At 66.8% G+C, this 23549-nt stretch carries 24 protein-coding genes; 13 read left to right on the top strand and 11 right to left on the bottom strand.

Going from position 1 to position 23549, the window contains the following annotated elements:
• Nucleotides 1-23: 23 nt before the first annotated feature.
• The 4 genes from ACNPNP_RS15355 to ACNPNP_RS15340 are packed head-to-tail and all read left to right on the top strand — an operon-like array spanning nucleotide 24 to nucleotide 3830.
• Nucleotides 24-1055 carry an ABC transporter substrate-binding protein gene (locus tag ACNPNP_RS15355; RefSeq protein ID WP_448966891.1) on the top strand — a complete coding sequence of 344 codons (1032 nt, stop codon included), beginning with the start codon at nucleotides 24-26 and terminating at the stop codon, nucleotides 1053-1055.
• Nucleotides 1055-1840: a class I SAM-dependent methyltransferase gene (locus ACNPNP_RS15350; RefSeq protein ID WP_448966890.1), complete on the top strand. Its 786-nt coding sequence runs from the start codon at nucleotides 1055-1057 to the stop codon at nucleotides 1838-1840. The genes ACNPNP_RS15355 and ACNPNP_RS15350 overlap by 1 nt, the downstream gene beginning before the upstream one ends.
• Nucleotides 1837-3039, top strand: a complete 1203-nt coding sequence (locus tag ACNPNP_RS15345) for a FecCD family ABC transporter permease (RefSeq protein ID WP_448966889.1) — start codon at nucleotides 1837-1839, stop codon at nucleotides 3037-3039. The genes ACNPNP_RS15350 and ACNPNP_RS15345 overlap by 4 nt, the downstream gene beginning before the upstream one ends.
• A complete protein-coding gene (locus ACNPNP_RS15340) occupies nucleotides 3036-3830 on the top strand; it encodes an ABC transporter ATP-binding protein (protein ID WP_448966888.1) in 795 nt (264 codons plus the stop codon). Before ACNPNP_RS15345 ends, ACNPNP_RS15340 begins: the two co-directional genes overlap by 4 nt.
• A 6-nt stretch (nucleotides 3831-3836) precedes the next feature.
• Here the strand turns inward: ACNPNP_RS15340 and ACNPNP_RS15335 are convergent, their stop codons facing one another.
• Nucleotides 3837-4130 carry a helix-turn-helix domain-containing protein gene (locus ACNPNP_RS15335; protein WP_448967270.1) on the bottom strand — a complete coding sequence of 98 codons (294 nt, stop codon included), beginning with the start codon at nucleotides 4128-4130 and terminating at the stop codon, nucleotides 3837-3839.
• A gap of 48 nt (nucleotides 4131-4178) precedes the next feature.
• Between ACNPNP_RS15335 and map the strand changes: the two genes are divergently transcribed.
• The 5 genes from map (at nucleotide 4179) to ACNPNP_RS15310 (ending at nucleotide 8000) form a co-directional block, all read left to right on the top strand.
• Nucleotides 4179-4955, top strand: coding sequence for a type I methionyl aminopeptidase (gene map, locus ACNPNP_RS15330; RefSeq protein WP_448966887.1), 777 nt, complete (start codon nucleotides 4179-4181; stop codon nucleotides 4953-4955).
• 82 nt (nucleotides 4956-5037) lie between these two features.
• Entirely contained in the window at nucleotides 5038-5535 is a 498-nt protein-coding gene (locus ACNPNP_RS15325) for an SRPBCC domain-containing protein (protein WP_448966886.1), read from the top strand.
• Nucleotides 5532-5849 (top strand): ArsR/SmtB family transcription factor, encoded by a 318-nt coding sequence (locus tag ACNPNP_RS15320; protein ID WP_448966885.1) that lies wholly within the window; start codon nucleotides 5532-5534, stop codon nucleotides 5847-5849. Before ACNPNP_RS15325 ends, ACNPNP_RS15320 begins: the two co-directional genes overlap by 4 nt.
• Before the next feature lie 75 nt (nucleotides 5850-5924).
• A complete protein-coding gene (locus ACNPNP_RS15315; protein WP_448966884.1) occupies nucleotides 5925-6491 on the top strand; it encodes a TetR/AcrR family transcriptional regulator in 567 nt (188 codons plus the stop codon).
• 147 nt (nucleotides 6492-6638) lie between these two features.
• Entirely contained in the window at nucleotides 6639-8000 is a 1362-nt protein-coding gene (locus tag ACNPNP_RS15310) for a DHA2 family efflux MFS transporter permease subunit (protein ID WP_448966883.1), read from the top strand.
• A 43-nt stretch (nucleotides 8001-8043) separates the two neighbouring features.
• On the opposite strand, the gene ACNPNP_RS15305 is transcribed toward ACNPNP_RS15310, so the two are convergent.
• The 3 genes from ACNPNP_RS15305 to ACNPNP_RS15295 all read right to left on the bottom strand — a co-directional run bounded on the left by ACNPNP_RS15305 (nucleotide 8044) and on the right by ACNPNP_RS15295 (nucleotide 9734).
• Nucleotides 8044-8340, bottom strand: coding sequence for a DUF503 domain-containing protein (locus tag ACNPNP_RS15305; RefSeq protein WP_448966882.1), 297 nt, complete (start codon nucleotides 8338-8340; stop codon nucleotides 8044-8046).
• 18 nt (nucleotides 8341-8358) lie between these two features.
• Nucleotides 8359-9111 (bottom strand): SDR family NAD(P)-dependent oxidoreductase, encoded by a 753-nt coding sequence (locus ACNPNP_RS15300; RefSeq protein WP_448966881.1) that lies wholly within the window; start codon nucleotides 9109-9111, stop codon nucleotides 8359-8361.
• Nucleotides 9112-9251: 140 nt separating this feature from the next.
• On the bottom strand, nucleotides 9252-9734 hold the full coding sequence (locus ACNPNP_RS15295; protein WP_448967269.1) for a single-stranded DNA-binding protein: 483 nt from the start codon (nucleotides 9732-9734) through the stop codon (nucleotides 9252-9254).
• 188 nt (nucleotides 9735-9922) lie between these two features.
• On the opposite strand from ACNPNP_RS15295, the gene ACNPNP_RS15290 reads away from it, so the two are divergent.
• From ACNPNP_RS15290 to ACNPNP_RS15275, 4 genes are all read left to right on the top strand, one after another.
• Nucleotides 9923-10507: a PadR family transcriptional regulator gene (locus ACNPNP_RS15290; RefSeq protein ID WP_448966880.1), complete on the top strand. Its 585-nt coding sequence runs from the start codon at nucleotides 9923-9925 to the stop codon at nucleotides 10505-10507.
• 57 nt (nucleotides 10508-10564) lie between these two features.
• A complete protein-coding gene (locus ACNPNP_RS15285; protein WP_448966879.1) occupies nucleotides 10565-12298 on the top strand; it encodes an ABC1 kinase family protein in 1734 nt (577 codons plus the stop codon).
• 117 nt (nucleotides 12299-12415) lie between these two features.
• Nucleotides 12416-13300, top strand: coding sequence for an alpha/beta hydrolase fold domain-containing protein (locus tag ACNPNP_RS15280; protein ID WP_448966878.1), 885 nt, complete (start codon nucleotides 12416-12418; stop codon nucleotides 13298-13300).
• Between the two features lie 44 nt (nucleotides 13301-13344).
• Nucleotides 13345-13671, top strand: coding sequence for a hypothetical protein (locus ACNPNP_RS15275; RefSeq protein ID WP_448966877.1), 327 nt, complete (start codon nucleotides 13345-13347; stop codon nucleotides 13669-13671).
• Between the two features lie 63 nt (nucleotides 13672-13734).
• On the opposite strand, the gene ACNPNP_RS15270 is transcribed toward ACNPNP_RS15275, so the two are convergent.
• From ACNPNP_RS15270 to ACNPNP_RS15240, 7 genes are all read right to left on the bottom strand, one after another.
• Nucleotides 13735-14118, bottom strand: coding sequence for a hypothetical protein (locus tag ACNPNP_RS15270; RefSeq protein WP_448966876.1), 384 nt, complete (start codon nucleotides 14116-14118; stop codon nucleotides 13735-13737).
• Between the two features lie 168 nt (nucleotides 14119-14286).
• Nucleotides 14287-17904, bottom strand: coding sequence for a hypothetical protein (locus ACNPNP_RS15265; protein ID WP_448966875.1), 3618 nt, complete (start codon nucleotides 17902-17904; stop codon nucleotides 14287-14289).
• A gap of 222 nt (nucleotides 17905-18126) precedes the next feature.
• Nucleotides 18127-18420 (bottom strand): hypothetical protein, encoded by a 294-nt coding sequence (locus ACNPNP_RS15260; RefSeq protein WP_448966874.1) that lies wholly within the window; start codon nucleotides 18418-18420, stop codon nucleotides 18127-18129.
• A 1360-nt stretch (nucleotides 18421-19780) separates the two neighbouring features.
• Complete coding sequence (locus ACNPNP_RS15255) at nucleotides 19781-20569, bottom strand: IclR family transcriptional regulator (protein WP_448966873.1); 789 nt, start codon at nucleotides 20567-20569, stop codon at nucleotides 19781-19783.
• Nucleotides 20570-20635: 66 nt separating this feature from the next.
• Nucleotides 20636-21691, bottom strand: a complete 1056-nt coding sequence (locus ACNPNP_RS15250; protein WP_448966872.1) for a quinone oxidoreductase family protein — start codon at nucleotides 21689-21691, stop codon at nucleotides 20636-20638.
• A gap of 26 nt (nucleotides 21692-21717) precedes the next feature.
• Complete coding sequence (locus ACNPNP_RS15245; protein ID WP_448966871.1) at nucleotides 21718-22539, bottom strand: fumarylacetoacetate hydrolase family protein; 822 nt, start codon at nucleotides 22537-22539, stop codon at nucleotides 21718-21720.
• A complete protein-coding gene (locus ACNPNP_RS15240; protein ID WP_448966870.1) occupies nucleotides 22539-23495 on the bottom strand; it encodes a VOC family protein in 957 nt (318 codons plus the stop codon). The genes ACNPNP_RS15245 and ACNPNP_RS15240 overlap by 1 nt, the downstream gene beginning before the upstream one ends.
• Between the last annotated feature and the right edge of the window lie 54 nt (nucleotides 23496-23549).

Here is a 23549-nt window from a genome sequence, read left to right as displayed (position 1 = left end):
GTACGGCGCTATACGCTCAGTTCATGCGACTGAGAATCATTATCATTAGTGCGATCGCCGCGGCGACGCTGGGCCTCGCCGGATGCGGTACGGCATCCGCGCCCGCCACGAACGACGCGGCGGCCGCCGCCGGTGGAAGCGACGCCTTCCCGCTCACCATCGACAACTGCGACACCGAGGTCGCGATCGAGCGCTCCCCGCAGCGCGCGGTCTCGCTCAACCAGTCCGCCACCGAGATCATGATCGCTCTCGGGCTCGAGGGCCGCATGGCCGGCACCTCGTACGAGACCGACCCGATCGGGGACGACATCGCCGACGCTTACGCCGAGATCCCGCTGCTGACCGACGGCCTCCTCAAGCACGAGACGCTCCTCCAGGCCGAACCCGATTTCGTCTACTCCTCCTTCGCATCCTTCCTCACGGCCGAGAACGCGGGGGAGCGCGCCGAACTGCACGACCTCGGCGTGCCGACCTATCTCAGCGAGTTCGACTGCACGTATCACGTGGCGGTCGAAGGCGGCGCGACCTTCGACATGCTCTTCGACGAGATCGAGACGATCGCCCAGATCTTCGACGTGCCGGATACCGGCGAAGAAGTGGTCGCAGCCCAGCAGGCCGTCGTCGACGAAGGACTCGAGATCGCAGAACAGATCGAGGGCACGCCGAAGCTGGTCTGGTTCTACTCGACTGCGGCCTCGGCATCCACCCCGTCCGTCGCCGGTCCTGGCGGCCTGCCGCAGACCGTCACCGAGATGCTCGGTGCCGAGAACGCCTTCGACGACGCCGCCACCAAGTGGCCGGAGGTCAGCTGGGACGAGATCGCCCTGCGTGATCCCGACGTGATCGTGCTCGCCGACCTCACCCGCGGATACCCGGGTGACACCGCCGAGGAGAAGATCGACTTCCTCAAGAGCGACCCGCTGACGTCGACGATGGACGCCGTCATCAATGAGCGTTTCATCATCGTGCCCGGCCAGTACATGGACCCCTCGATCCACAGCGTCCAGGCCCTGCCGACCGTCGCCCAGGGGCTCGTCGACCTGGAGGAGAAGTGATGACCGACGCCATCTCGAACCTCGTCCGCCGATGGGATGACCAGCAGGCGGCGTACATCACGAACCGCGAACAGCGCTTCGAGATCATGCTCGACGTCATCGCTCATCTCTGCGCGACCACGCCCGGCCTGGAATCCGACGGATCAGGGCTCGTCGCCCTCGACCTCGCCTGCGGTCCGGGCAGCCTGTCGCAGCGGATGCTCGAGCGCTTCCCCCGTGCCCGGGTCATCGGCATCGACTACGACCCGGTCCTGCTCGCCGTCGCCACCACCTGGCTCGGCGATCGATACGGTGAGCGTTTCACGGCTCTCGACGCGGATCTCGCCGCGTCAGGATGGGAAGCGGGTCTGCCCGGCAGGCCACCGCACGTCGCCGTCTCCTCGACCGCGCTGCACTGGCTGGATCCCGCGCAGCTCGTCGCGCTCTACGCCGCACTCGGTGCGCTGCTGCCGGAGGACGGGGTCTTCATGGACGCCGATCATCTGCGCTACGACCCCACCGCGCAGCCGCTCCTCAGCGCGCTCTCCGCCGCAGACGACGAACGCACCCAGGGCGCCGCCCATTCGCAGGGCGTGCAGACCTGGGACGAATGGTGGGCGGATGCTGTCGCGCTGCCGGAGCTCGGACAGCACAAAGCCGAGCGGGACCGCCGCTTCGCGGACCGCCCGCCCACGCCGCACGCTCCGCTCGACCTGCACCTGAGCGCGCTGCGCACGGCCGGGTTCTCCGAGACCGGTGTCATCTGGCGCCACTACGACGACGTCGTCGTCCTGGGACGGCGATGACGAGGGTCACCGAGACGGATGCCGGGGTCGCAATGCCGACCCCGCATCCGTCAGCCGCTGCCCGCTCCGACACCGGCAGCGTCGCCGCCGACGACGCGCAGCCCTCGACCGTCGACGCGCAGCCCTCCACCGTCGGCGCGCCACCCAGCCCGGCCGCCGGCGATCGCACGCGGCGACGGCTGCGGTCGTCCGGCGTGGTCATCCTCTTCGCGGCGGCGCTCGTCGCGTCCATCGTGGCGGCGACCTTCGTCGGCACGGCGAGCATCGGCCCGCTCGACGTCATCGGGATCGTCCTGCGCCATCTCGGTCTCGAGGCGCTCGCCCCGGTTCCTCCGGTGTCTCCGCTCATCGACGCGCTGATCTGGGAATCACGACTGCCGCGGGTGCTGCTCGCCGCGACCGTCGGCCTGGGCCTCGCCGTCTCCGGCGCCGTGCTGCAGTCGATCACCCGCAACCCGCTCGCGGAGCCGTACCTGCTGGGCGTGTCCTCCGGTGCCTCCACCGGCGCTGTCGCGGTCATGATCCTCGGGTTCGGCTCTGGCGCCGTGAGCCTCTCGATGGGGGCGTTCGGCGGAGCGCTCGTCGCCTTCACGATCGTGCTGCTGCTGATCGGCGGAGGGCGGGTCTCCAATCCGTCCCGAGTCGTCCTCACCGGAGTGCTGGTGTCGCAGTTCTTCTCGGCCGTCACATCGCTCGTGCTCATGCTCAACGGCGACGCTGATTCGACCAGGGGCTTCACCTACTGGCTGCTCGGATCGCTCGGCGGTGCCCGCTGGGAGCCGCTCATCGTCGCATCCGTCGTCATCGTCATCTGCGCCGTCGCCTGTCTGCTGTTCGCCCCGGCGCTCGACGCCTTCACCTTCGGCTGGGACACCGCCGCCTCGCTCGGCATCCGTGTCGCGCACACGAGGGTGACTCTGATGATCCTCACCGCGCTCATGACGGCCGCGGCGGTCGCGGCATCCGGAGCGATCGGGTTCATCGGCCTCCTCGTCCCGCACGTCGTCCGCCTGCTCGCCGGCCATACGCACCGGATGCTGTTGCCGCTGTCCGCGCTGGGAGGAGCGATCTTCCTCATCTGGGTCGACACGTTCGCCCGCTCGGCATTCGCTCCTCACGAGGTGCCGGTCGGTGTCATCACCGCGCTGCTCGGAGCACCGGTCTTCGCGCTCGTGCTCCGCAAGGCGGCCAGACGATGACCGTGCTCACCGCCCGTGCCATCGCCTGGTCGGCGGGGGCAACCGCGATCCTCGAGGGCGTCTCGTTCGAGGCGCGGCAGGGGGAGATGCTGGGCATTCTCGGCCCGAACGGTGCGGGCAAGACCTCTCTGCTGCGCATCCTCGCCGGCCTGCGCCGACCGGATGCGGGCACGGTCACCCTCGACGGCCGCGATCTTCGGACCCTGCGGCGCCGCGACATCGCCCGCCGGCTCGCGATCGTCGAGCAGTCGCCGGAGGTGCACGACGACATCACCGTGCAGGAGACCGCCGCGCTGGGACGCACACCGCACCGCGGCACCTTCGCGGCGCTCGATCGCGAAGACCATGCGGCGATCGAACGCGCACTCGCATTGACCGGAATGGCATCGTATCGATCCCGCACCTGGCGCAGCCTCTCCGGGGGTGAGCAGCAACGGGCGCAGCTCGCTCGCGCGCTCGCGCAGCATCCCGACGTGATCGTGCTCGACGAGCCGACGAACCACCTCGACATCCGCTACCAGCTCGACGTGCTCGCCCTGCTCAGATCGTTGGACATGACCGTCATCACCGCGCTGCACGACCTCAATCTCGCGGCGCGATTCTGCGACCGGGTCGTGGTGCTCCACGACGGCGGTGTCCGGTCGGCGGGGCCTCCGGCCGATGTCCTCACCGCTGAACTGCTCCGCGGCGTGTACGAGGTGGATGCGGTGGTCGAGACCTCGCCCCATACGGGATCGCAGGTCGCGACGTACCTCGGCGCTGCCGGCGATCGTGCTCCGGCGACCCGCTAGCGGCGGCTACGAAGCCAGCTTCTCGCGCGTCTTACGGGCGGATGCCGTCTCCCGGTCTGCGCCGCCCATCTCGGCCCACACCGTGTCGAGTGAGAGGCCGAGCACGTCGGCGATCGCGGCGATCGTCGGGAACGCGGGCGTGGCCACGCGCCCGGTCTCGATCTTGCGCAGCGTCTCCGGGGAGACGCCGGCATCGAGCGCGACCTCGAGCATCGACCGCGCGCCTCTCGCGCGACGCAGCAGTGCTCCGAGGCGTTCGCCGCGCGCGACCTCGGCGGCGGTGAGCGGCATCCTGACCATCATGTCCCGATTCTAATACCGGGATGATATGACCGGTATAGTTATTGGATGATCGAGATCCTGAACTCCGCTGAACTCCTCCGCGCCAGGGATGCCGGCGCGCTCGTCGCCGACATCCTGCAGGCGATGAAGACGCGGGCCGTGCCGGGGGCGAACCTGCTCGACCTCGATCGCTGGACGAAGCAGATGATCGAGGATGCCGGAGCGCAATCCTGCTACGTCGACTACGCCCCCTCGTTCGGGCGCGGACCGTTCGGCCACTACATCTGCACCGCGGTGAACGACGCGGTGCTGCACGGCATGCCGCACGACTATCGTCTGGTCGACGGCGACCTGCTCGCCCTCGACCTCGCCGTCACCCTTCGCGGGATCTCGGCGGATGCCGCGATCAGCTTCACCGTGGGAGATGCGCGTCCCCCGGAGAGCCTCGCGATGATCGATGCGACCGAGCGCGCGCTCGCCGCCGGCATCGCGGCTGCTCGCCCCGGCGCTCGCATCGGAGACATCTCTCATGCCATCGGATCCGTGCTCAGTGATGCCGGCTATGCGATCAACATGGAGTTCGGCGGTCACGGCATCGGCTCGACCATGCATCAGGATCCGCACGTCGCCAACGACGGGCGCCCCGGCCGCGGGTACAAGCTCCGCCCCGGCCTGCTGCTCGCCCTCGAGCCATGGGTGATGGCCGACACCGCCGAGCTCGTCACGGATGCCGACGGCTGGACGCTGCGGAGCGCGACGGGCAGCCGCACCGCGCACAGTGAGCACACGATCGCGATCACGGAGGACGGTGCGGAGATCCTCACTCTGCCAACTGCAACTTGAAGGTTGCAATAGGATGATCGAAGTGCAACCATGGGATTGCAGTTGGTCGATCGGCCAGCGAAACATCCTGAAAGGAACCATCATGGTGAGCATGACCGAGAACCCGGCATCCGTAGTCGATGAGAACGCCTTCACCGTGCGCCGCAGCATCCGCATCGATGCTCCCGTCGAGAAGGTGTGGCAGGCCGTCACCCAGCCCGAATACATCTCCCGCTGGTTCGGCCGCACTGTGCTCGACGGCGTCGGTGTCGGCGCCGCAGGCACGATGACCTTCGCCGACTACGGCTCGATCCCGCTGCGCGTGGAGGAATGGGATGAGCCGCGTCGCGTCGCCTACCGGTGGAACAACGACGATGCGCTCGGGTCGCTCCCCGAGCAGGTGCAGGAGAAGGGCTCGACCGTCTTCACCTTCACGCTCGACGCAGTCGACGGCGGCACCCAGCTCGACGTCGTGGAGACCGGATTCGACAACACCTCCGCCCCGCTCGAGAACCTCGACAGCCACCGCACCGGCTGGGACGAAGAGCTCGACAAGCTGGTGGCGCTGGTGGAGCGCGACGCGGCCGAGGGTGACGCGTGACCGCAGAGACGCTGGCACCCATGTTCGCGGCGCTCGCGGACGAGACGCGGTGGAGCATTCTGCAGGCGCTCGGTGAGGGGGATGCTTCCGCATCCGCCCTCGCCGGGCGCCTCCCGGTCTCGCGCCAGGCGATCGCGAAACATCTCGCGGTGCTGCAGGAGGTCGGACTCGTCGAACCGGTCAAGGCCGGCCGCGAACTGCGGTTCCGTGTGATCGGCGCCGAGCTCACGGCCACTGCGCAGCGGCTCGACGCGATAGGACGCGACTGGGATCGCCGTCTCGCCGCGATCAAGGAGATCGCCGAAGGTCTGTGAGCGGAGGCAAGGTCCTGCGTGTCGTCCGACGATTCCTGCTTGCTCTCAGATAAGAGTGAGTGTACAGTCACTCATATGCCAGCGAGTCGCAGTTCGATCCTCTCGACCGCCGACGCGCGACGGCCTCTCGTCGCCGCCGCGGCGCTGACGGAGTTCGCGCGCGGCGGCTACTACGCCACGACCGTCGCCGACGTCGCCCGCGAGGCGAAGATCTCCCCCGCCTACGTCTTCAAGCTCTACTCCGGCAAGGAGGCGCTCTTCGTCGCCGCGCTCGAGGCGTGCTTCGAAGCGATCCTCTCGGCCCTCGAAGCGGGTGCGGATGCTGCCGTCGACCAGTCGCCCGAGAGCGTCCTCGATGCGATGGGAGACGCCTACGCGCAACTGATCAGCGACCGCACCCTGCTGATGCTGCAGGTGCACGCGCAGTCGGTCGCTGACGTCCCGGTCGTGGGCGAGGCGCTTCGCGCCGGCCTCGCACGCGTGACGACGTTCGCGAAGAGCCGCTCGGGCGGCGCGGATGACGACGTGCAGCGCTTCATCGCCTACGGGCAGCTGTGCCATCTGATCGTCACGACCCAGCTCGAGGGGCGCCCGGAGGACTGGGCGAAACTCCTGACCAAGGGGATGAGCCACCCGGCATGACCGGAGCAGTGGCCGCCTTCGTTCTTCTTTGCCCAAAAGAGTGAGTGAGTAATCACTCATCAGTCTCAACCGAAAGGAACGTCAATGAACACGCTTTCGAGTCCCGTTCGAACCCGCAGTACTGCACCACACAGTTCACGCCGATGGGTGGCCCTCAGCATCCTCGCGCTCGCGCAGTTCCTCGTCGTGCTCGACGCCTCGATCGTCAACATCGCCCTTCCGGTGCTCGGTCGGCAGCTCGGCATGGACACCGCCGCTCTCACCTGGGTGATCACCGCGTACGTGCTCGCCTTCGGCGGGCTGCTCCTGCTCGGTGGGCGTCTCGCCGACCGGTACGGCCATCGCCGCGTCTTCCTGATCGGCACCGCCGGCTTCGTGGCAGCATCCGCTCTCGCCGGCTTCTCGATCTCGAGCGAGATGCTGCTGGCCGCCCGCGCGGTGCAGGGCGCGTCCGCGGCGCTTCTCGCGCCGGCCGCGCTCGCGCTGCTCACGCAGCTCTTCCCCGATGCGAAGGAGCGCACCAAGGCGCTCGGCGTCTGGGGTGCGGTGGCGGGCATCGGCTCGGCGGCCGGGGTGCTGATCGGCGGCATCCTCACCGCGACGCTGGGCTGGCAGTCGGTGTTCTTCGTGAACGTTCCGATCGGCGCCATCGTGCTGATCGCGATCCCCGTCCTCGTCACCCGCGACGGCGTGCGCGAGTCCGGACGCCTCGATGCAGCGGGTGCGATCACCGTGACGGCGGCGCTCGTCTCGCTCGTCGGCGCCCTCAGCGCGGTGGAGCGCCTCGGCTTCACGCATCCGCTGCCTCTCGTGCTCTTCGCGGTCGCGGTCGTCCTCGGAGTCGCCTTCGTCATGATCGAACGCCGAAGCGCCGCGCCGCTCGTGCCGTTGGCGGTGTTCCGCAACCGTGATCTCGCGCTCGGCAACGTCGTCATGCTGCTGGGCGGCGCCGCGATGGTGGCGCTGTTCTTCGCACTGTCGGTCTACATGCAGGCCGTGCTCGGCTATGACGCGCTCACCGCGGGCCTGACCCAGCTGCCGCTTGCCGGTGCGCTCGTGATCATCGCGGGGGCGGTGCCTTCTCTGATCGGACGACTCGGCACCAGGCCGGTGCTCGCCACTTCGCTGCTCGTCCTGGCCGGCGGCCTGGTGTGGCTCGCGACCGCGCCGTCGGATGCCGTCTTCCTGACGCATCTGCTCGGGCCGACCCTGCTCATCGGAGTCGGTCTCGGTGGTGCGTTCGTCGCCACGACGCAGTTGGCCGTCGAAGGTGTCGAGGGTGGTGAAGCGGGCCTCGCCGGCGGACTCATCAACACCAGCCAGCAGATCGGCGGCGCGGTCGGTCTCGCCGTGCTCGGCACGATCGCCGGTCTCAGGACGGCGGCGCTCGAGTCGAGCGGAGCGTCGTCTGCGGATGCGCTCACCGGCGGCTTCGCATGGCTCTTCCTCGGGGCGGCGGGGCTGTCGGTCCTCGGCGCCGTGATCGTGATGGTGTCGCGGCGGCGCTGAACCCCCACGCCCGCCCTCCTCGGATCGGGAAGGCGGGCGTGGCTCAGTCCTCGCTGGAATGCAGCCCCCTGCGGGTCGCCAGCAGGGTGACCTCAGGGTGCTCTTCCGCCAGCATCCGCTCTGCGCGATCCAGCACCTCGCGCACATGCGTGATCTCGGCTCCGACGACCGACAGTCCGATCGCCGTGCGTCGGTGCAGGTCGTGCGCGCCGACCTCGGCGGCCGCGGCCTCCGTGCGGCGTGACAGGTCGGCGATCAGCGGCCGGATGACGCTGCGCTTCTCCTTCAGGGAGCGCACGTCACCGAGCAGCACGTCGAACTCGATCCAGCCGATCCACATGCCTTCACCCGCCGCGGATCATGGCGCCGTGTACCCGCCGTCGACGAGGTGGTAGCTGCCGGTGATGAAGCTCGCCGCGTCGCTCGCGAGGAAGGCGATGAGGTGCGCGACCTCGTCGGCCTGCCCGAGTCGGCCGATCGGATGCTTCGACACGAGGAACTCCTTCGCGTCGGCATCCATCTGCGCGAGCAGGGGAGTGTCGATGAAGCCCGGTCCGACCGAGTTCACGCGCACGCCCTGAGCGGAGTACTCCAGCGCCGCGGTCTTGGTCATGCCGACGACGCCGTGCTTCGCCGCGACGTAGGCGGGGGACGAGGCGAAGCCGACGCTGCCGAGGATCGACGCGATGTTCACGACCGAGCCGCCGCCGTTGCCGAGGATCGACGGGATCTGCGCCTTCATGTTGCGGAAGACCGCGTTGAGGTTGATCGCGATGACCTTGTCCCAGTCGTCGTCGCCGTACTCGGCTGTCGGCGCCGCGGCGCCACCGATGCCGGCGTTGTTCACGCCGATCCGCAGCGGTGCGAGGCTGTTCGCGAGCTCGATCGACGACGCGATCCACTGCGGGTCGGTCGCGTCGCCGGCGGACGCCTCGGCGACTCCGCCCGCGGCGCGGATCTCGTCGACCACGGACTGCGCGGCCTCTGCGTTCAGATCGTTCACGACCACCGATGCGCCGTTCTGCGCGAGCAGCATCGCGGCGGACCTGCCGATCCCACTGCCCGCTCCGGTGACGATCGCCGAGCGGTCCGAAACGTCGTACTGAGCCATGACGGCTCCCTCCCGGACGGGCACGTCGCCGAGAGAGCTTCTCGGTCGGTCCGCCCTCTTCGAGCCTACGTCGCGTGGATGATTCGGGGGCGGGGTTGACTTCGCCGGCGGCTATGCGTTCGCGGCGAGATCCCGCTGCATCAGAACGGCGTCTCGTCCGCCGTCGACCAATCGGTGTTGGTCGTCGACCACGAGTCGGTCGTCGCCGCGGGAGCCGCACCGCCACCTGCTGCCGCGACAGGCGCACCGCCACCGCCCGATCGATCGCCGCGGACGACCTGCGCCGTCGCGTACTTCAGCGAAGGGCCGACCTCATCGACCTGCAGCTCGAGGCTCACGCGGTTGTTGCCCTCACGGTCCTGATAGCTGCGCTGCTGCAGGCGACCGGTGACGATCACGCGAGTGCCCTTCGTCAGAGACGCGGTGATGTTCGTCGCGAGATCGCGCCAGGCGGAGCAGCGCATGAACAGCGCGTCGCCGTCCTTCCACTCGTTGGTCTGCCGGTCGAAGTTGCGCGGCGTGCTGGCGACGGTGAAACGCGCGACCGCCACTCCTGAGCCCGTCTGGCGCAGCTCGGGTTCGGCGGTCAGGTTGCCCACGATCGTGAGGATGGTCTCGTTCATGTTCTTCACTCCGGTTCCGTATGTTCTTCATCTCGGCATCGAGACTGCCTCATCGGTGAGACGGGATCAGAGTATTCCCGGCATCCGACATCGGGATGTCGCCACGCGTACTCGAGAGGGTCTCTTCCCGAACGACACTGAACGATATATCGTTAACGCACATCGTCCGCTCGACTCTGGAGGACATCATGAACAGCTCATTCCCCACCGGCCCCTTCGGCGGAGCAGGCTCAGGCTCACCGTTCGGCGGAGCAGGTGGCCCGGCATCCGCGATCTTCGACGCGATGGACCAGCTCCGAAAGTCGTTCGAGCAGCGCACCGGCGGGCCCTCCCGCATGGCTCGCGGCGACGTGCGCGCGGCGGTCATCTCCCTTCTCGCCGAAGAGCCGATGCACGGCTACCAGATCATCAACGAGATCGCCGAGCGCTCCGGCGGCTCGTGGAAGCCGAGTGCGGGATCCGTCTACCCGACCCTGCAGCTGCTCGCCGACGAGGGACTCATCACCGCCGAGGAGCAGAACGGCCGCAAGACCTATTCGCTCACCGGCGCCGGTCGCGAAGAGGCCGAGATCGCCGCCGACAAGCCCGCACCGTGGGAGGCCTTCGCCTCACGCGACGGCGGACACCTCACCGCGCTGCCGAAGGCCGGGATGGATCTCGCCGGCGCCGCCGCGCAGGTCGCCCGCACCGGAACGCCCGAGCAGGTGCACGAGGCGGTCACCGTGCTCGACGAGGCGCGTCGTAGGCTGTACGCGATCCTTGCGCAGGACTGACTCGCCCCGCACCGCCCGGTCGGGCATCCTGCCTGATCGGGGCGAGAGGACGAGCCGATGACGGATGCTGCACCTGCGCCCGCCCGCGCGGAACCAGCGCATCGCACGACCCACCGGGCGCGCTATCGCCGCATCGTCTCGTTCGCCGCCCTCGAGTTCATCAAGATCTGGTGGTTCGAGCTCGTCCTGCCCAGGCTCGGCTTCTCCAGGGTCGCCGAGCGCACCCGCGCGGCGCGGATGCTGAGCTTCGCCCGTCGCTTCCGCGTGCTCGCCGTCGAACTCGGCGGGCTGATGATCAAGGTCGGCCAGTTCATGTCATCCCGTCTGGACGTACTGCCGCCCGAGATCACGCAGGAGCTCGCCGGCCTTCAAGATGAGGTTCCCGCGGTCCCCTTCGCCGAGATAAGGGCGCTTGCGGAGGTCGAGCTCGGGGTGCCTCTCGAGCGCGCCTTCGCGCGGTTCGACGAACGGCCTCTGGCCGCGGCATCCCTCGGCCAGGTCCATCGCGCCCGCTTGTCGGACCTCGATGCCGCAGACACCGGGCTGCGCGAAGTGGTCGTGAAGGTGCAGCGTCCTGGGATCGACGAGATCGTCGCCACCGACCTCACGGCCCTGCGCCGGGTGGCCGGCTGGGCGAGCCGCATCCGTCTCGTCTCTGATCGGGTCGACGCCCCGGCCCTCGTGGAAGAGTTCGCCGTGACCTCACTAGAGGAGATCGACTACCTGCACGAAGCCGCCAACGCCGAGCGCTTCGCCGATAACTTCGCCGCCGACCCGCGCGTCGCCGCACCGGAGATCGTGTGGGAGCGCGTGACCCGCCGAGTGCTGACGCTGTCGGACGTCACAGCGATCAAGATCAACGACACGGCGGCCCTCCGGCGGGCAGGGATCGATCCCGACGACGTCGCCGACGTCTTCGCCGAGATCATGTTCGACCAGGTGTTCACGCACAGCTTCGTGCATGCCGACCCGCACCCGGGCAACATCTTCGTGACGCCGCTGGCGACGGATGCCGCGGCCGCCGCGTCCGGCGAGGCGAGGCCGTGGCGCCTGACCTTCGTCGACTTCGGGATGATGGCCGAGGTGCCCGACGGGTTGCGCGACGGTCTGCGGACACTGCTGGTCGCCGTCGCGGGGCGGGACAGCAAGGGCTTGGTGAAGGCCGCGCAGGAGATCGGGGTGCTGCTGCCGTCGGCCGACACCCTTGAACTCGAGCGCGCGCTCGCTGCACTGTTCGAACGTTTCGGCGGCATGGGCTTCGTCGAACTCAGCAAGGTCGACCCGAGCGAGTTCCGCGGCTTCGCGAACGAGTTCGGCGACACCGTTCGCACGCTGCCGCTGCAGCTTCCCGAGAACATGCTGTTGCTGATCCGCGCGGTGTCGCTCACCTCGGGGATGTGCAGCGGGCTCAACCCCGCCTTCAACGTGTGGGATGCCGCTGAGCCGTACGCCGCCCGCCTGATCCGCGATGAGAGCGGCAACGTCATCCAGGCCTTCGCGCGTCAGGCGGTCTCGACGGCATCGACCACATGGCGTCTGCCCGCGCGCATCGACGATGTGATCACGCGCATCGACGACGGCACGGTGACCTTCGACACCTCAAGGCTCGAGCGCCGCCTCGATTCGCTGATGCGCATCGGTCGCCGCGCGGTCGCCGCGCTGCTGTTCGGAGGCCTGCTCATCGGCGGTGCCCTGCTGCTCGTGCCGGCTGCGCCGCTCGGGATCGTGCTGATGGCGACCTCGGCGTTGCCGCTGCTGTACGCGCTGTTCGGCGGCGCGGGGCGGCGGTGAGCGCGCTGCCGACCGCCACCCCTCACGCTTTGGCGTGAACACTCGCGCGGGAACAGTGTTCTACTGAACCATCGGCCGGTGCCGCACGGGCGCCCGCATGACAGAAGGTGCAGAACCGTGATCGTTCCCGAAGCCCTCGTCACAGCGTTCCTTCGGGCGACGCGCGCGAATACCCCGTTCCTCAGCGTCGGCTCTGCACGCCGAGCGATCCGCAATGCGGAGTTGCGACCGGAGCCGTACGGGCCGCCGTCGCGATTGCGGTCCGATCTCCGCGTGAGCGTCGCGCACATCGGCAAGGTTCCCGTTTACACGGTGACTCCCGCTCGAAGCGTCCCGCGCGGAGCTGTCATCTACACCCACGGCGGAGGATGGATCCACCAGATCGCTCGACAGCACTGGGAGCTGATCGCGCAGATCGCCGTCGAAGCGAACGTGACGGTAGTCGTTCCGATCTACACGCTGCTGCCTTTCGGGCATGCGCGCGAAGCGCATGACCTGGTTCTCGGGATCGCCGAGCAGCTCATCGAGCAGCACGGAAGTGTGCGCCTCGCCGGCGACTCCGCAGGGGGACAGATCACTCTTGCCGTGGCACAGACGCTTCGCGACCGCGGGGTCGGTTCGGTCCATACGGTGCTGATCGCGCCCGGGCTGGACCTGACGTTCTCCAACCCCCTCATCCCCGTCATCCAGCCCACGGACCCGTGGCTCGCTCAAAACGGCGGGCGCGAACTCGGCCGAGTGTGGGCCGGCGGACTCGACGTGCGGGATCCGATCGTGAGTCCGCTCTTCGGCAGATTCGACGGACTCGGACCGATGCTCGTCTTCAGTGGAACACGCGACGTCCTCAACCCGGATGCGCGGATCCTTGTGGACAGTGCGCGGGCAGCCGGCGTCGATGTGACGTTCCGCGAGCGGGCCGGCGCGCTCCACGTCTTCCCGCTGCTTCCGACCCGTAGCGGTCGCGCTGCGCGAAGCGGGATCGTGGCTGCGCTGCGCGCCTGAATGGCGGCCCCAGCGCTCGCGCCATGCCGCGGTATTCTCAGGGCATGAGCGGCCCCGAGCTATCAGATTTTCTTGGTCGTTTGTCGTCGCGAGATCACGCCGCGGCATGGCTGGCGCGCGAGTTGCTCGCTGCCGGGTGGTCGATACGCAGTCTCACCGGGCCTGTGCAGATGGATGTGTGGGAGTTGCTTCTGCGCCGCGGAACGCGCACCGTCCGATTCGGGATTGAACGAGGGCGCTCAGACGGCGTGCACTTCGTCGATGGCGCGGAGACCTATCGGCCGGTCGTCGAAGCCATGTCGATGGGCGAACGAGCGGTCAGCACACTTTCAGAAGACCCGGCTGCAGTTCTTCAATGGTTGAACAAGTAGGCCGAGCCGATGATCGGGGCCCCCCTTGAGTGGTTGTGGCGTGCGCGACACGGGTCGCCTCGTCTAGGAGGCCGTCGCGCCTTCGATGCGTCGCAGAGCCAGTCCCTGGCTGAACGCGAACGCCGCGACGTCGATGGCGACAGCGAAGGCCGCGAGGGCGAGCGCGGTCGTTCCCGCGACGATACCGGTGGCCGCCAACCCCACGCTGGCGACGATGTTCGCAATCATGACCAGGCGGGCTCTTGTCCTGATCGGTCGCTGACGCGACGCGCGCCAGACGTAGGCGCCCCACACGAGAGTTGCGCTGCCGACACCGATGAGAAGGGCAGGAGGCAAAGCCACTGCGTTCGCCGCGAAGGGCGCTGTGACTGCGACCACGAGGCCGAGGGCAATGCAGTAGATCGCGTCGAAACGAAGGCTGAGACGAGCGAGTCGGTCACCGGTCATGAACCGATTCTGCCCTACCTGTCTCGGTGGTGCGGTCTCGACAGAACGAAACCAGAGAACTGTCGGGAACGCGGTGGACTGACACTAAATGTCACGTACAACCGATATTCGGTGGCACGGCACGGCATCTTTGCCGTGACACTTTCCACCAGCAGCGCACGATGGCGCTCAGTGTTCGGTGTGCGTTGCGTCTGCTTCTAGCTTCGTCACGTACTCTTTGATCTTTTCGTGAGATCTCATCGAATTGCTCGAGCTGTGGTCGCAGCGCTCGCACTTGTAGAGAGACGCGCCGTTCTTCGCGAAGCACCGAGTACATGTCCAGTACTCCGCAGCGAGCACTACGTCAAGAACCGCGCCGGCGGCGTCCCGGACCGTGGCATCTTCATCGTCGCGGGCCCGAGAAAGGAGCGCCTCATTCATTTCTGTGTCGTCAGCCGCGACGAACCATGCGGCTGCCCACCGACTTCCGTTTCCTTCAGACATGAGGGCACCGGCTTCGTCCATCGGAGATGCTGCGTTGAACAACCGGATCAAGGCGAGGTTCCGCTCGCTGTGCCAATTCGCGGCCGTCGCGGTGGATGCCGCGTCGCTTACCGAGGGATAGCGCTGCTGGACGAGCACGTCGCGGGCGAGGTCTGAGGCCCACCGCGGGCGACCGGCCGCGAGGTCAACGAGTTGCAGGGCTATCTCTTCGCTGATGGACTCGTTTAGGAGCCTTGCAGGTGTCAAGCGCGGGGTGTACAGGTAGTGCGCAAGGTCGTCGTGTTCGTCGCTGGTAGTGCTGCGGATGTCGTCGGCCTGGAGTCGCACGGCCCGTTCGTCGAGCCGGGCGCAGGCCATCGCGGCGTCGAGGAGCAACGATATTGCCGCGCCGCCGCCTTTGTTCGCCTCAATCAGTTCCCAATACGACGCTTCCCTGATGTTGGCTGTATCGACGAGATCTGACAGTGCTGTCATCCTCCATCGTTCCGTCGGATGCACTGCGTCGGCCGTTGCAGGGCTGGCGAAAAGATGAGGCACGAACCAGTCGAGTTCGAAGTCTTCCCGAGGAAAGGATGAGGCCCAGCTGCTCTGAGTACTGGAGATGTAGGGACTCTGGTAGCCGCTCGCAGCGAGCGCTGCGCGCATCTCGTAGTACTGCCCGGCTGGCAGCCGAACACCGATGTTCCAGATGCGCTCCACCGCTCTGGCTGACAGATGGGAACTGATGCAGGCGGCATAGCGTGCCACTCGGTCCAGACCATACGGTGCGGGCTCGTTGCTGCCTCCGATAATGAGAGTGCCGAAGCGGTCAGAGAGGGCTTCCTCGTCGTGATATTCGTCGAGAGGGAAGTCCAGCGCTCGCTCAAGGACTTCGATGAGGACGCTGTCCGTCCGGTGCCCAGGTTCCCCACCCGAGATCTCGGACAGGGCCTTCAGGAGTGCGCCGCGGTCCGGATCCGCTTCGTATGCCGCCAGAAGAAGCATCTTCTGCTCATGATGTGGCGGCGTCACGTCCAGACTCGCCAAATCTGCAGCGAACCGCCACCCGCAACCATCCGCCTTGTCCTTCCACCCTGTAGCCGATGCGAACATGGCTGCAATGCCCTGGCCGTGGCTCGACGTAACGACGCAGATCTGGTCGCGAGCGGCTGCAGCCAACGCCTCGATCACAGCGCTCGTATCGTCTGAGGTCAGGTGCGACCATGAGGGAAGAAACTCGATGAGCCAGGTCGCGGCTTGGGCGCGCCGGTGTCCCACTTCTTCCTTTGAGGCGGTGATGAGCCATCGCGCGATTCCGAGGTCTGCTCCCGAGGAGAGGGCGAACGCGTTTGCCCTCGCGGGCGTGTTGAGGCTCTCCGCAAGCCAAGTGGAACGAGCGTCGCCGTCGTCCAGTCTTAGGAGCGCATAAGCATCACCGAGCTCGGCAAACAGTCGGGATCGGGGCTGAATTGCTGTGCCGGTATTTACGAAGACTCCGACTGTCTCATCCCAGAACTTGACGACGAACTTTGTGATGACCTCGGTCGCAGGGCGTGACAGTTCCCATCTCATGAGAGCGCCGGCGACAAGCTCGTGGGCATCTCGCAGAGTCAGCGTCGCTCCAGCATTGAGTGCTCGGCCAATGGCTGCGAACCCATCCAAGAACATGCGGGTGTTGAATCCCGGGTCGGGCGTGGAGACGCTTTCTCTGAGCCGCTTCGCCTCCCACTGATCGACGCTGTCCTCGATGACCCCGCCCAGGAGATCGACGACTGAGCTTGAGGTCGTCTGGCCCTCGAGGAGGCGCACGGTGGCGAGCGTCGACAGCAGGGGTACTCGCCATATCTCGCGGTGCGCGTCAGAGTGACTCTCGATCACGGCATGTATGGCTTGAACCCATGTCTCGCGGTCCTCCGGCGCAACTGTGGCGATGGAATAGGCCTCTACGAGGGCGGTCCGTGCTCGAATGTTGTTGGACGCCTTCAAGTCCGCGACGGGGAAGTTGAGGTGCTCGGCCGCATCCATCGCGCTCTCGCGCGTGGTGATGAGTACCCCGACGTGTGCACTGAGGTCCTCGAGGATCTTGGCGATTCCAGCGGCGATGATGCTCTGCTTCTCGTATGTTTCGTCCAGGCCATCGAGAAGAAAAACACAATGACCCGACGCAACGGCGGACCTGAGAACCCGCAGGAGAGGAGTTGACCCACCGGGGCTCCCACGCTTGGCTGCAGTCTGAAGCAGGAGCTCGAGCGACATGTCGTCGACTGTCGATACAGCCGAGGCGATGTCTCGGAGGCGGACCGGGAGTGGCAACGGGGCGCCCTGTTGCGTGACCAGCCACGCAGCGAGTTGTCGCATTGCTTCTGACTTGCCCGCGCCGGGAAGGCCCCGAAGCAACATGCGTCCATTGCGGCGGAATACATGAGTCAAAGGGGCGCTGTCTGCGCGCTGCTTCTTTAGATCAAACTCCACTTCAATGGTGGACAAGAAGTCATCGACTGAGAGCTCTGGCACGCGGCGCGAGATCACTGAGAGGTCGAGGCGGTCTTTGCATCTGGAGATGCTTTCGCAGTAGTGCGCCAACGCGGAACGTTCGAGTTCTCGTTTGGCTGCCCGTCGTCCTAGACCCTCGGCAGAGATTTCCAGCCCGGAATCCTTCAGAGCTTGGAGCCAGTCATCACTCGACGTTGCAGTTCGAGCGGCACCTTGTTGCTGGAAGAAGCCTTGGAGCGCACGATACGCAATGTGTCCGGAACCCGGCGTCGTCAATCGCTCCAGGCGTCCAGCAGCCGTGTTCGCTCGCTCGTCAGTGATTTCGTCGACTGCCCATGCGACGATGCGGGTGTGCGAGAGCACCGTCTCCGCCTTCTCGCCGCATTCTTCCCGAACCTTCTTCTCGAAGGTCTCGAAGTCATCGCGCCGCCTCTTCGAAAGCTCGGCCTGACGCCCGGCTCGTCGTGAGTCCAGAACCTCCATGGCGGATTTCAGATAGCCGCGGGCGGACCGTGTGGCGAGGACAAGGAGATCCCTTTCGCCGACTGCTTGTGCTGCGAACTGCCGTAGCGCGCTACGAAGCGATGAGTCGTTTACAGTGCGCTTAGCTTGAACGAACCACCGCTCTCCGTTCGACATGGTGCAGACGATGTCATCCACGTCATCGTCGGTCTCGAGTGCTATCGACGTCGGAACCCGCCCGTCTACGCCGTCCAGAGGGGCGCCGGAAAGTCCGTGCGAGGCAAGAACCGACGCGAATCCGTTTCGATGGAGGCTCCCGAGCTCGTTCGCCGAGCCGCCAGCGTTGGTGCCATTTCTGGTCGGGGCCACCGTCATATCCTTCCACGTCCGCGCCGGTCTTGGCATAAACGTCAGCGAAGACGGCGTGGTTGTAATCCTTGCGCGTGAGAGGTCGCCGTTGCACGCGAGTATCTCTTGACCAGACTCGTAGGCAGGTGCAGCCACGATTGGGTGAAGCCGGCTGTCCGACCTCAACAAAAGCAACTTCTAGCGACTTTGGGAGGCTCGCTGGAGAGTTCGGTCAAATCGGTGCTAGTTGACCTGGGTGACGCCCTTGTGTTGCTGGAGCGTGATCGTTTCCTTCTCGCTCGAGCAGTGCTCGCACCACCAATGCAGGACGATGCTGTGACGGCGGTTGGGATCCGTGACCAGGATTGGCTTAACAGTGACGTCGGCGTTGTCGTCCTCGCCGGCCGCGTGAGCGCTGATCGACCGGCCCGAAGCAGTGACGACATCAACACGGTCGAAGTGCAGCCCCGTGGTCTGCCCGCAGTTTGGACACAGAACGAGGTTGTCCTCGTTGACGCTGAGAAGCGGGGTAGGCATGCAAGAGTCCTTCCGGAACTTTCGAGATGGATCTAGTCGTTGTGCTGTGAGATGGATCTTATCGAGACGTCTGAATCCGGGCCATGGTGGACTGTCTTCGCGGCAGACAGGAAGAACAAGAGTACGGAGCGCGAGCGAGTAGGGCAGCTCGCTGTACTCCTCGTCAGGCAGCAGGTCCTGAAATCGCTCATTGGGTGTTCCGCGCAATTCCGATTGCGCAATCGCTGAGGTCGCCGAAGCTGTCGCTCGGCGAAGTTGGAGAGTGGCGTGCGTCCTGACAACGGAGGATCTAGATATCGTCGTCCGTGTGGAGATTCCGGAGATCGCCGATCTGAGCATTCTGCGGCGGCACCAGCGAGACTCGCTCTTCAAAACCTGGCGTGGGTCCCCCGCTGCGTGGCGCGCTCTCGCTCCACGCGGGCGCATCGAGGCACGTTACGTTCTCGAGGTCTACTCGACAAGCGCCCATGAGCACGGTCGCGATTCGCGTTCACCATCGTCGCCCTGATCTTTGGGCTTGCGGCGTTCGCGGTTGCGGTACTCACGTACTTTGCCGCGCTGGTCCCGCCGTCCCAGGTCACGCTCGACACCACGGTGATGGCCGTCGTTACTTCGTCCTACAACCCGAGCTGGCTGCTCAATGTGGGGACCTGGATCGCCTACGCGGCTGAGGCATTCGGCCTCGGCGCTCTGACGTTCGGTGCGATCCACGGTGCTTTCGCTGCGTCGGAACAGCTGAAGTTGGCTGGCGGGACGGGCTCCAGTGGAAACAGCAGCTGAAGCCCACGTCGAGGGCGTCCTTCGTTGATGAGTGCAGCTGCTCCCCTCACGCGTTGCGCGTGGACCGGCTTTCGCGCCGGTCGGGTGAGCGTGTGGGAACGCGATCTGTCCTCTAAGCGCTCTCATCAAGTACGGCCGCACGCACCTCGTCGGGTGTCAACGTCAGAGCGCCGCTGAGGGGCAGGAGGCCCCGTCGCGTGTAGGCGCCCTGTCGACAAAGAGCAGATAGACACGGCGGATGGCGTCGCGGTTGTCGGCGACAAAGTTTCGCGCACTCGCGGTCCAGGCTTTGATGACGTCGGCGATTTCGTTGGGGGCTCCCCTGCCACGCGACCAGCGCCCACCCGCCAGATCTCGAAATCTTTCCGGCTGCGTGGCCGGGGGCGGCGATTGTCAACTCCTTCCGAGCTCAGCAGTCGAACGTTGACCAAGCGTTGAGGATCCTCGCGGAATCCACGCCATCACACAGCGTGCGGGCGCTCGACGCAATCGGCTCCGGCGAGTCCATCTCGATTGAGCGGAAGGACGCAGGCGTTGACCCGCTGCGCGGGGCCGCGAGGCCTTCGGGTGCGCACAGGCGCTACTCTCCGTCGAGCAAAATTGTTCGCTCCGAGATCCGGGCGGCCTTGGCGACGACCGCTGAGGTGATCTCCTCGATTTCTCCCTCGGCGGCGCGCGATTGGATCAGGACCACGCTGAGCGCTGCAATCACCCGTCCGCCGGCGCCGAAGATGGGCGCGGCGATGCCCATGGCGTCGGGGTCGCCCTCTCCGTAGGAGATCGCGTACCCGTCGCCGCGGACCGTGCGGAGACGTTCGATGACCGAATCGGCATCGGTAAGCGTGGTCTCGGTGAACCGCTCGAGTGCGACACCCTTCAACAGCGTGCGAAGTTCAGTTTCGTCGAGCCAGGCGAGAAGCGCGTAGGCGGAGGCGCCGGCATTCAGGCTCAGCACCTGGCCGCGTTCGTACGAGAGCCGGATGTACTGGGCAGCCGCCTCCTCGCGCTCCAGGCAGATGACGCGGTCCCTGAGACGACGCGTGAGCAGCACGGTGTGGTGGAACTGCTCGGCCAGTTCTCGCATCACCGGTACGGCGATCTCAGAGAGACCGAAGCTCCTTCGTGCCAGTCGCGCCAGCTCGAGGATGCGCATGCCCAGGAAGAAGCCACCACGACCGTCGTCGGCGAGGAAGCCGGATTGCACGAGAGACTGCAGATAGCGATAGGCCGTGGATCGGGCGACACCGAGGCTGTCAGCGACGTCCGTCGCCGACAGGACCAGCCGAGTGTCCGTGAACATCATGAGGATCGTGAGGGTGCGGTCCGCGGTGCTGTTCTTCTCGCGGTATCCCGTTGTCGCCTGAGCCATGGGTTCATCCAACCAGATCAAGGGTGCAGAACCGCTACCCGATTCCTGAGATTCAAGACTATGCGCTCACGGCTTGAGCACGATACGGCCGACGAGGTCGCGGGATTCCTCATACAGCCGGTGCGCCGAGGCGGCCTCGGAGAGCGGGAACCGCGCGGCGATCCGAGGGCTGATCCGGCCCTGCGCGAGCAGATCGAGCACCGCTAGCGCGTCCTCGTGTCGCGCTCCGCGAACGCCGATCATCGTCAACTCGAGCCGTGTGAAGTCGTTGACCGTGAACGGCGGCGGGCCGGGTGGGATCTGGGTGCCCGACGCCGGGCAGAAGACGCCGCCGAGTCGCAGGGCATCGACGGCGAGTCTCATCAGCTCCGCGTTCCCGGTGTAGTCGACGGCGTGGCTGACGCCCTCGCCTCCCGTCCATTCGCGGACGCGCGCGAGTGCGGCGTCCCGGTCGTCCGTGACGACCACCTCGTCGGCGCCGATGCTGTGCAGCCCCTCGATCTTGGCGTCGTGACGGGTCGTTGCGACGACCCGCGCACCTGTGAGCTTCGCCAGGGCGATCGTCGCCTCGCCCATGCCGCCGGACGCACCGCAGACGAGCAGACTGTCGCCGAGACGCAGTCGCAGACGATCGCGCACCAGCCGGTGCGATGTTCCGTACGGCCACAAGGAGACCGCCGCCTGTTCGAGATCGACGTGCTCCTGCAGATGCAGCCAGAGGCTCTGGTTGCGGACGACGTATTTCGCGTACGAACCGAGCGACGCATGTCCGGGCACGTCTATGCCGGTCGACAGATTGCCCAGACCGCGAATCGTCTCGGGACTCTGCGGATTCGCGGGGTGCACGACGGCGACTACGCGATCGCCCGGAACGAATCCCGCGACCGCGAGCCCCACGGCGGCGACGACGCCGGCGCCTTCGCGGCCCAGTTGCTGCGGCAGCGGCGGTGCACTGCGGCCAGGCAATCGCACACCGGAGAGCTTTCCGGCGCGGTACTTGATGTCCCATCCCGAGACGGATGCCGTGTCGATCTCGACCAGAACATCTGTCGGGCCGAGCGGGGCAAGTGGATACTCGCCGAAGCGCAGCACCTCCGGCCCGCCGTGGGTATGGATACGCACAGCGGGCGTGGTAGCAGGTGTCGGTGTCATCCGGCGATCACCCGGCTGTCGATCCGGCCGATGCCGTCGACCTCGACGGTGACCGTGTCACCGGGATGCAAGAACAACTGCGGGTCTCGGCGGTAGCCGACCCCGCCTGGGGTGCCGGTGAAGATGAGGTCCCCTGGGTGGAGTTCGGTGAACTGCGAGATTGTCGAGATGAGGGTGGCCACGCCGAAGATTAGCACCGAGAGGTCGGAGTCCTGGACGGTCGTTCCGTTGACGATCGTCCGGATGCCGCAGGCGGTGAGATCCACTTCGGATGCCGGCACGAGGTGCGGGCCGACGGGCGTCGCACCGTCCCAGGCCTTGCCTTGCAGCCACTGGTGTGTCTTGTACTGGTAGTCACGCATCGTGACGTCGTTGCCGACGGTGTAGCCGAGGACGTACTCGAGCGCTTCCTCGCGGGGGATGCGCCGGCCGCTCCTGCCGATCACGACGACCACCTCGGCCTCGTAGTCGACCTGCGCGGACTCGATCGGGATCGGGATCGGGCGGTCGGCGGCGATCAGGCTCGATGCGTACTTCGGGAACAGTACGGGATACGTCGGCAACTCGCGTCCGGTCTCCGCGATGTGCTCGTTGTAGTTGAGGCCGACGCAGAACACCTTCTGCGGTGCCCAGGACGGCGGCAGCAGCTCCGTCTCGGCGGCGGATACGGCGTTCGCGCTATCCGGCTCCGCGGCCAGCAGTGCGTCGAGCCCGGTCTCGGCGTCGATCCGGCGGATGCCGCGGAGCGGGATGTACTGCTCCCCGTCCACGAGGCCGACGTACTCCTCGCCGTCGTGGCGGTAGGCGACCCAGGCCATCAGTTGCTCCCCTCCGAGAACGCCTCGGCGACCGGCTCGGATCCGACGCGTCGCCAGCTGGGCGTCTGCCCGCCCCATAGGTTGACCGTGGTGGGTGCCGGCGTCCACCGCCGGGTCACGTACTCGACCCGGTCGTCGTGGAACTTCTCCATCTCCGCAGACAGTTCGATGTGGTTGCCCGCGGGGTCGTCGAAGAACACGAACAGGTTGTTCCCCGGGCCGGGGCGCCCGGGGCCCCACGCCACAGGGACGTCGAGATCCGTCAGCCGGTCGCACCAGGCCTTGAAGTCCTCCCACTCGGCGAGGTCGTACGAGTAGTGGTCGATGTCGCCCGCCTTGCCTGTGCGGACGACGGCGAGCGTGTGGTGGTCGCGGTCGCTGCGCAGCCAGGCGAAGTTGCCGTCCTGCAGCTGGTCGGAGATCCGGAACCCGATCACGTCGGTGAAGAATCTCACCACCGGCGTCACATCGGTCGTGCCGATTGTCGTGTGCTGGAACTTGATCGGGCGGCGCCTGGTGTCGGCAGCGTTCTCGCCGTGACGGCGCACCTCGCTGTGGAAGTGCACGGTCGTGCCGTCAGGGTCGGTGACCGCCAGGCCGTCCACGGCGCCAATCGGGTCGTCGACGACCGACGGGTCGATCGGGTCGAATCGGATGCCGGCCTCCGTGAGGCGGGCGCGGATGCCCTCGAGCCCGCCCTCGTCACGCACCTCGAAGCCGTAGTGGATGAGGCCCTGCGGGCCCTCGTGCAAGTCGACCACGTGATGACCGGCGCCCCAGCCGAGGCGGATGCCGTCGGTGAGCTCGGCGTGACGGCGCATGCCGAGCACGCGCGAGTAGAACGACTCGGCGGCCCCGAGATCGGGCACGGAGAAGCCGATGTGCGACACGTGCGTGCGGCGGAGCACTCCGGCGTGCGGTCCTTCGGAGAGGACGACGCGTTCTGGACGTTTCATGAGATTCCTTTCGAACGGATCAAGCGGGGGTCGCGGGGCGCGGCGCGCGCCCGG

Source organism: Microbacterium xerophyticum, assembly GCF_053543555.1.
This window is presented reverse-complemented; position numbering and strand designations above follow the sequence as displayed.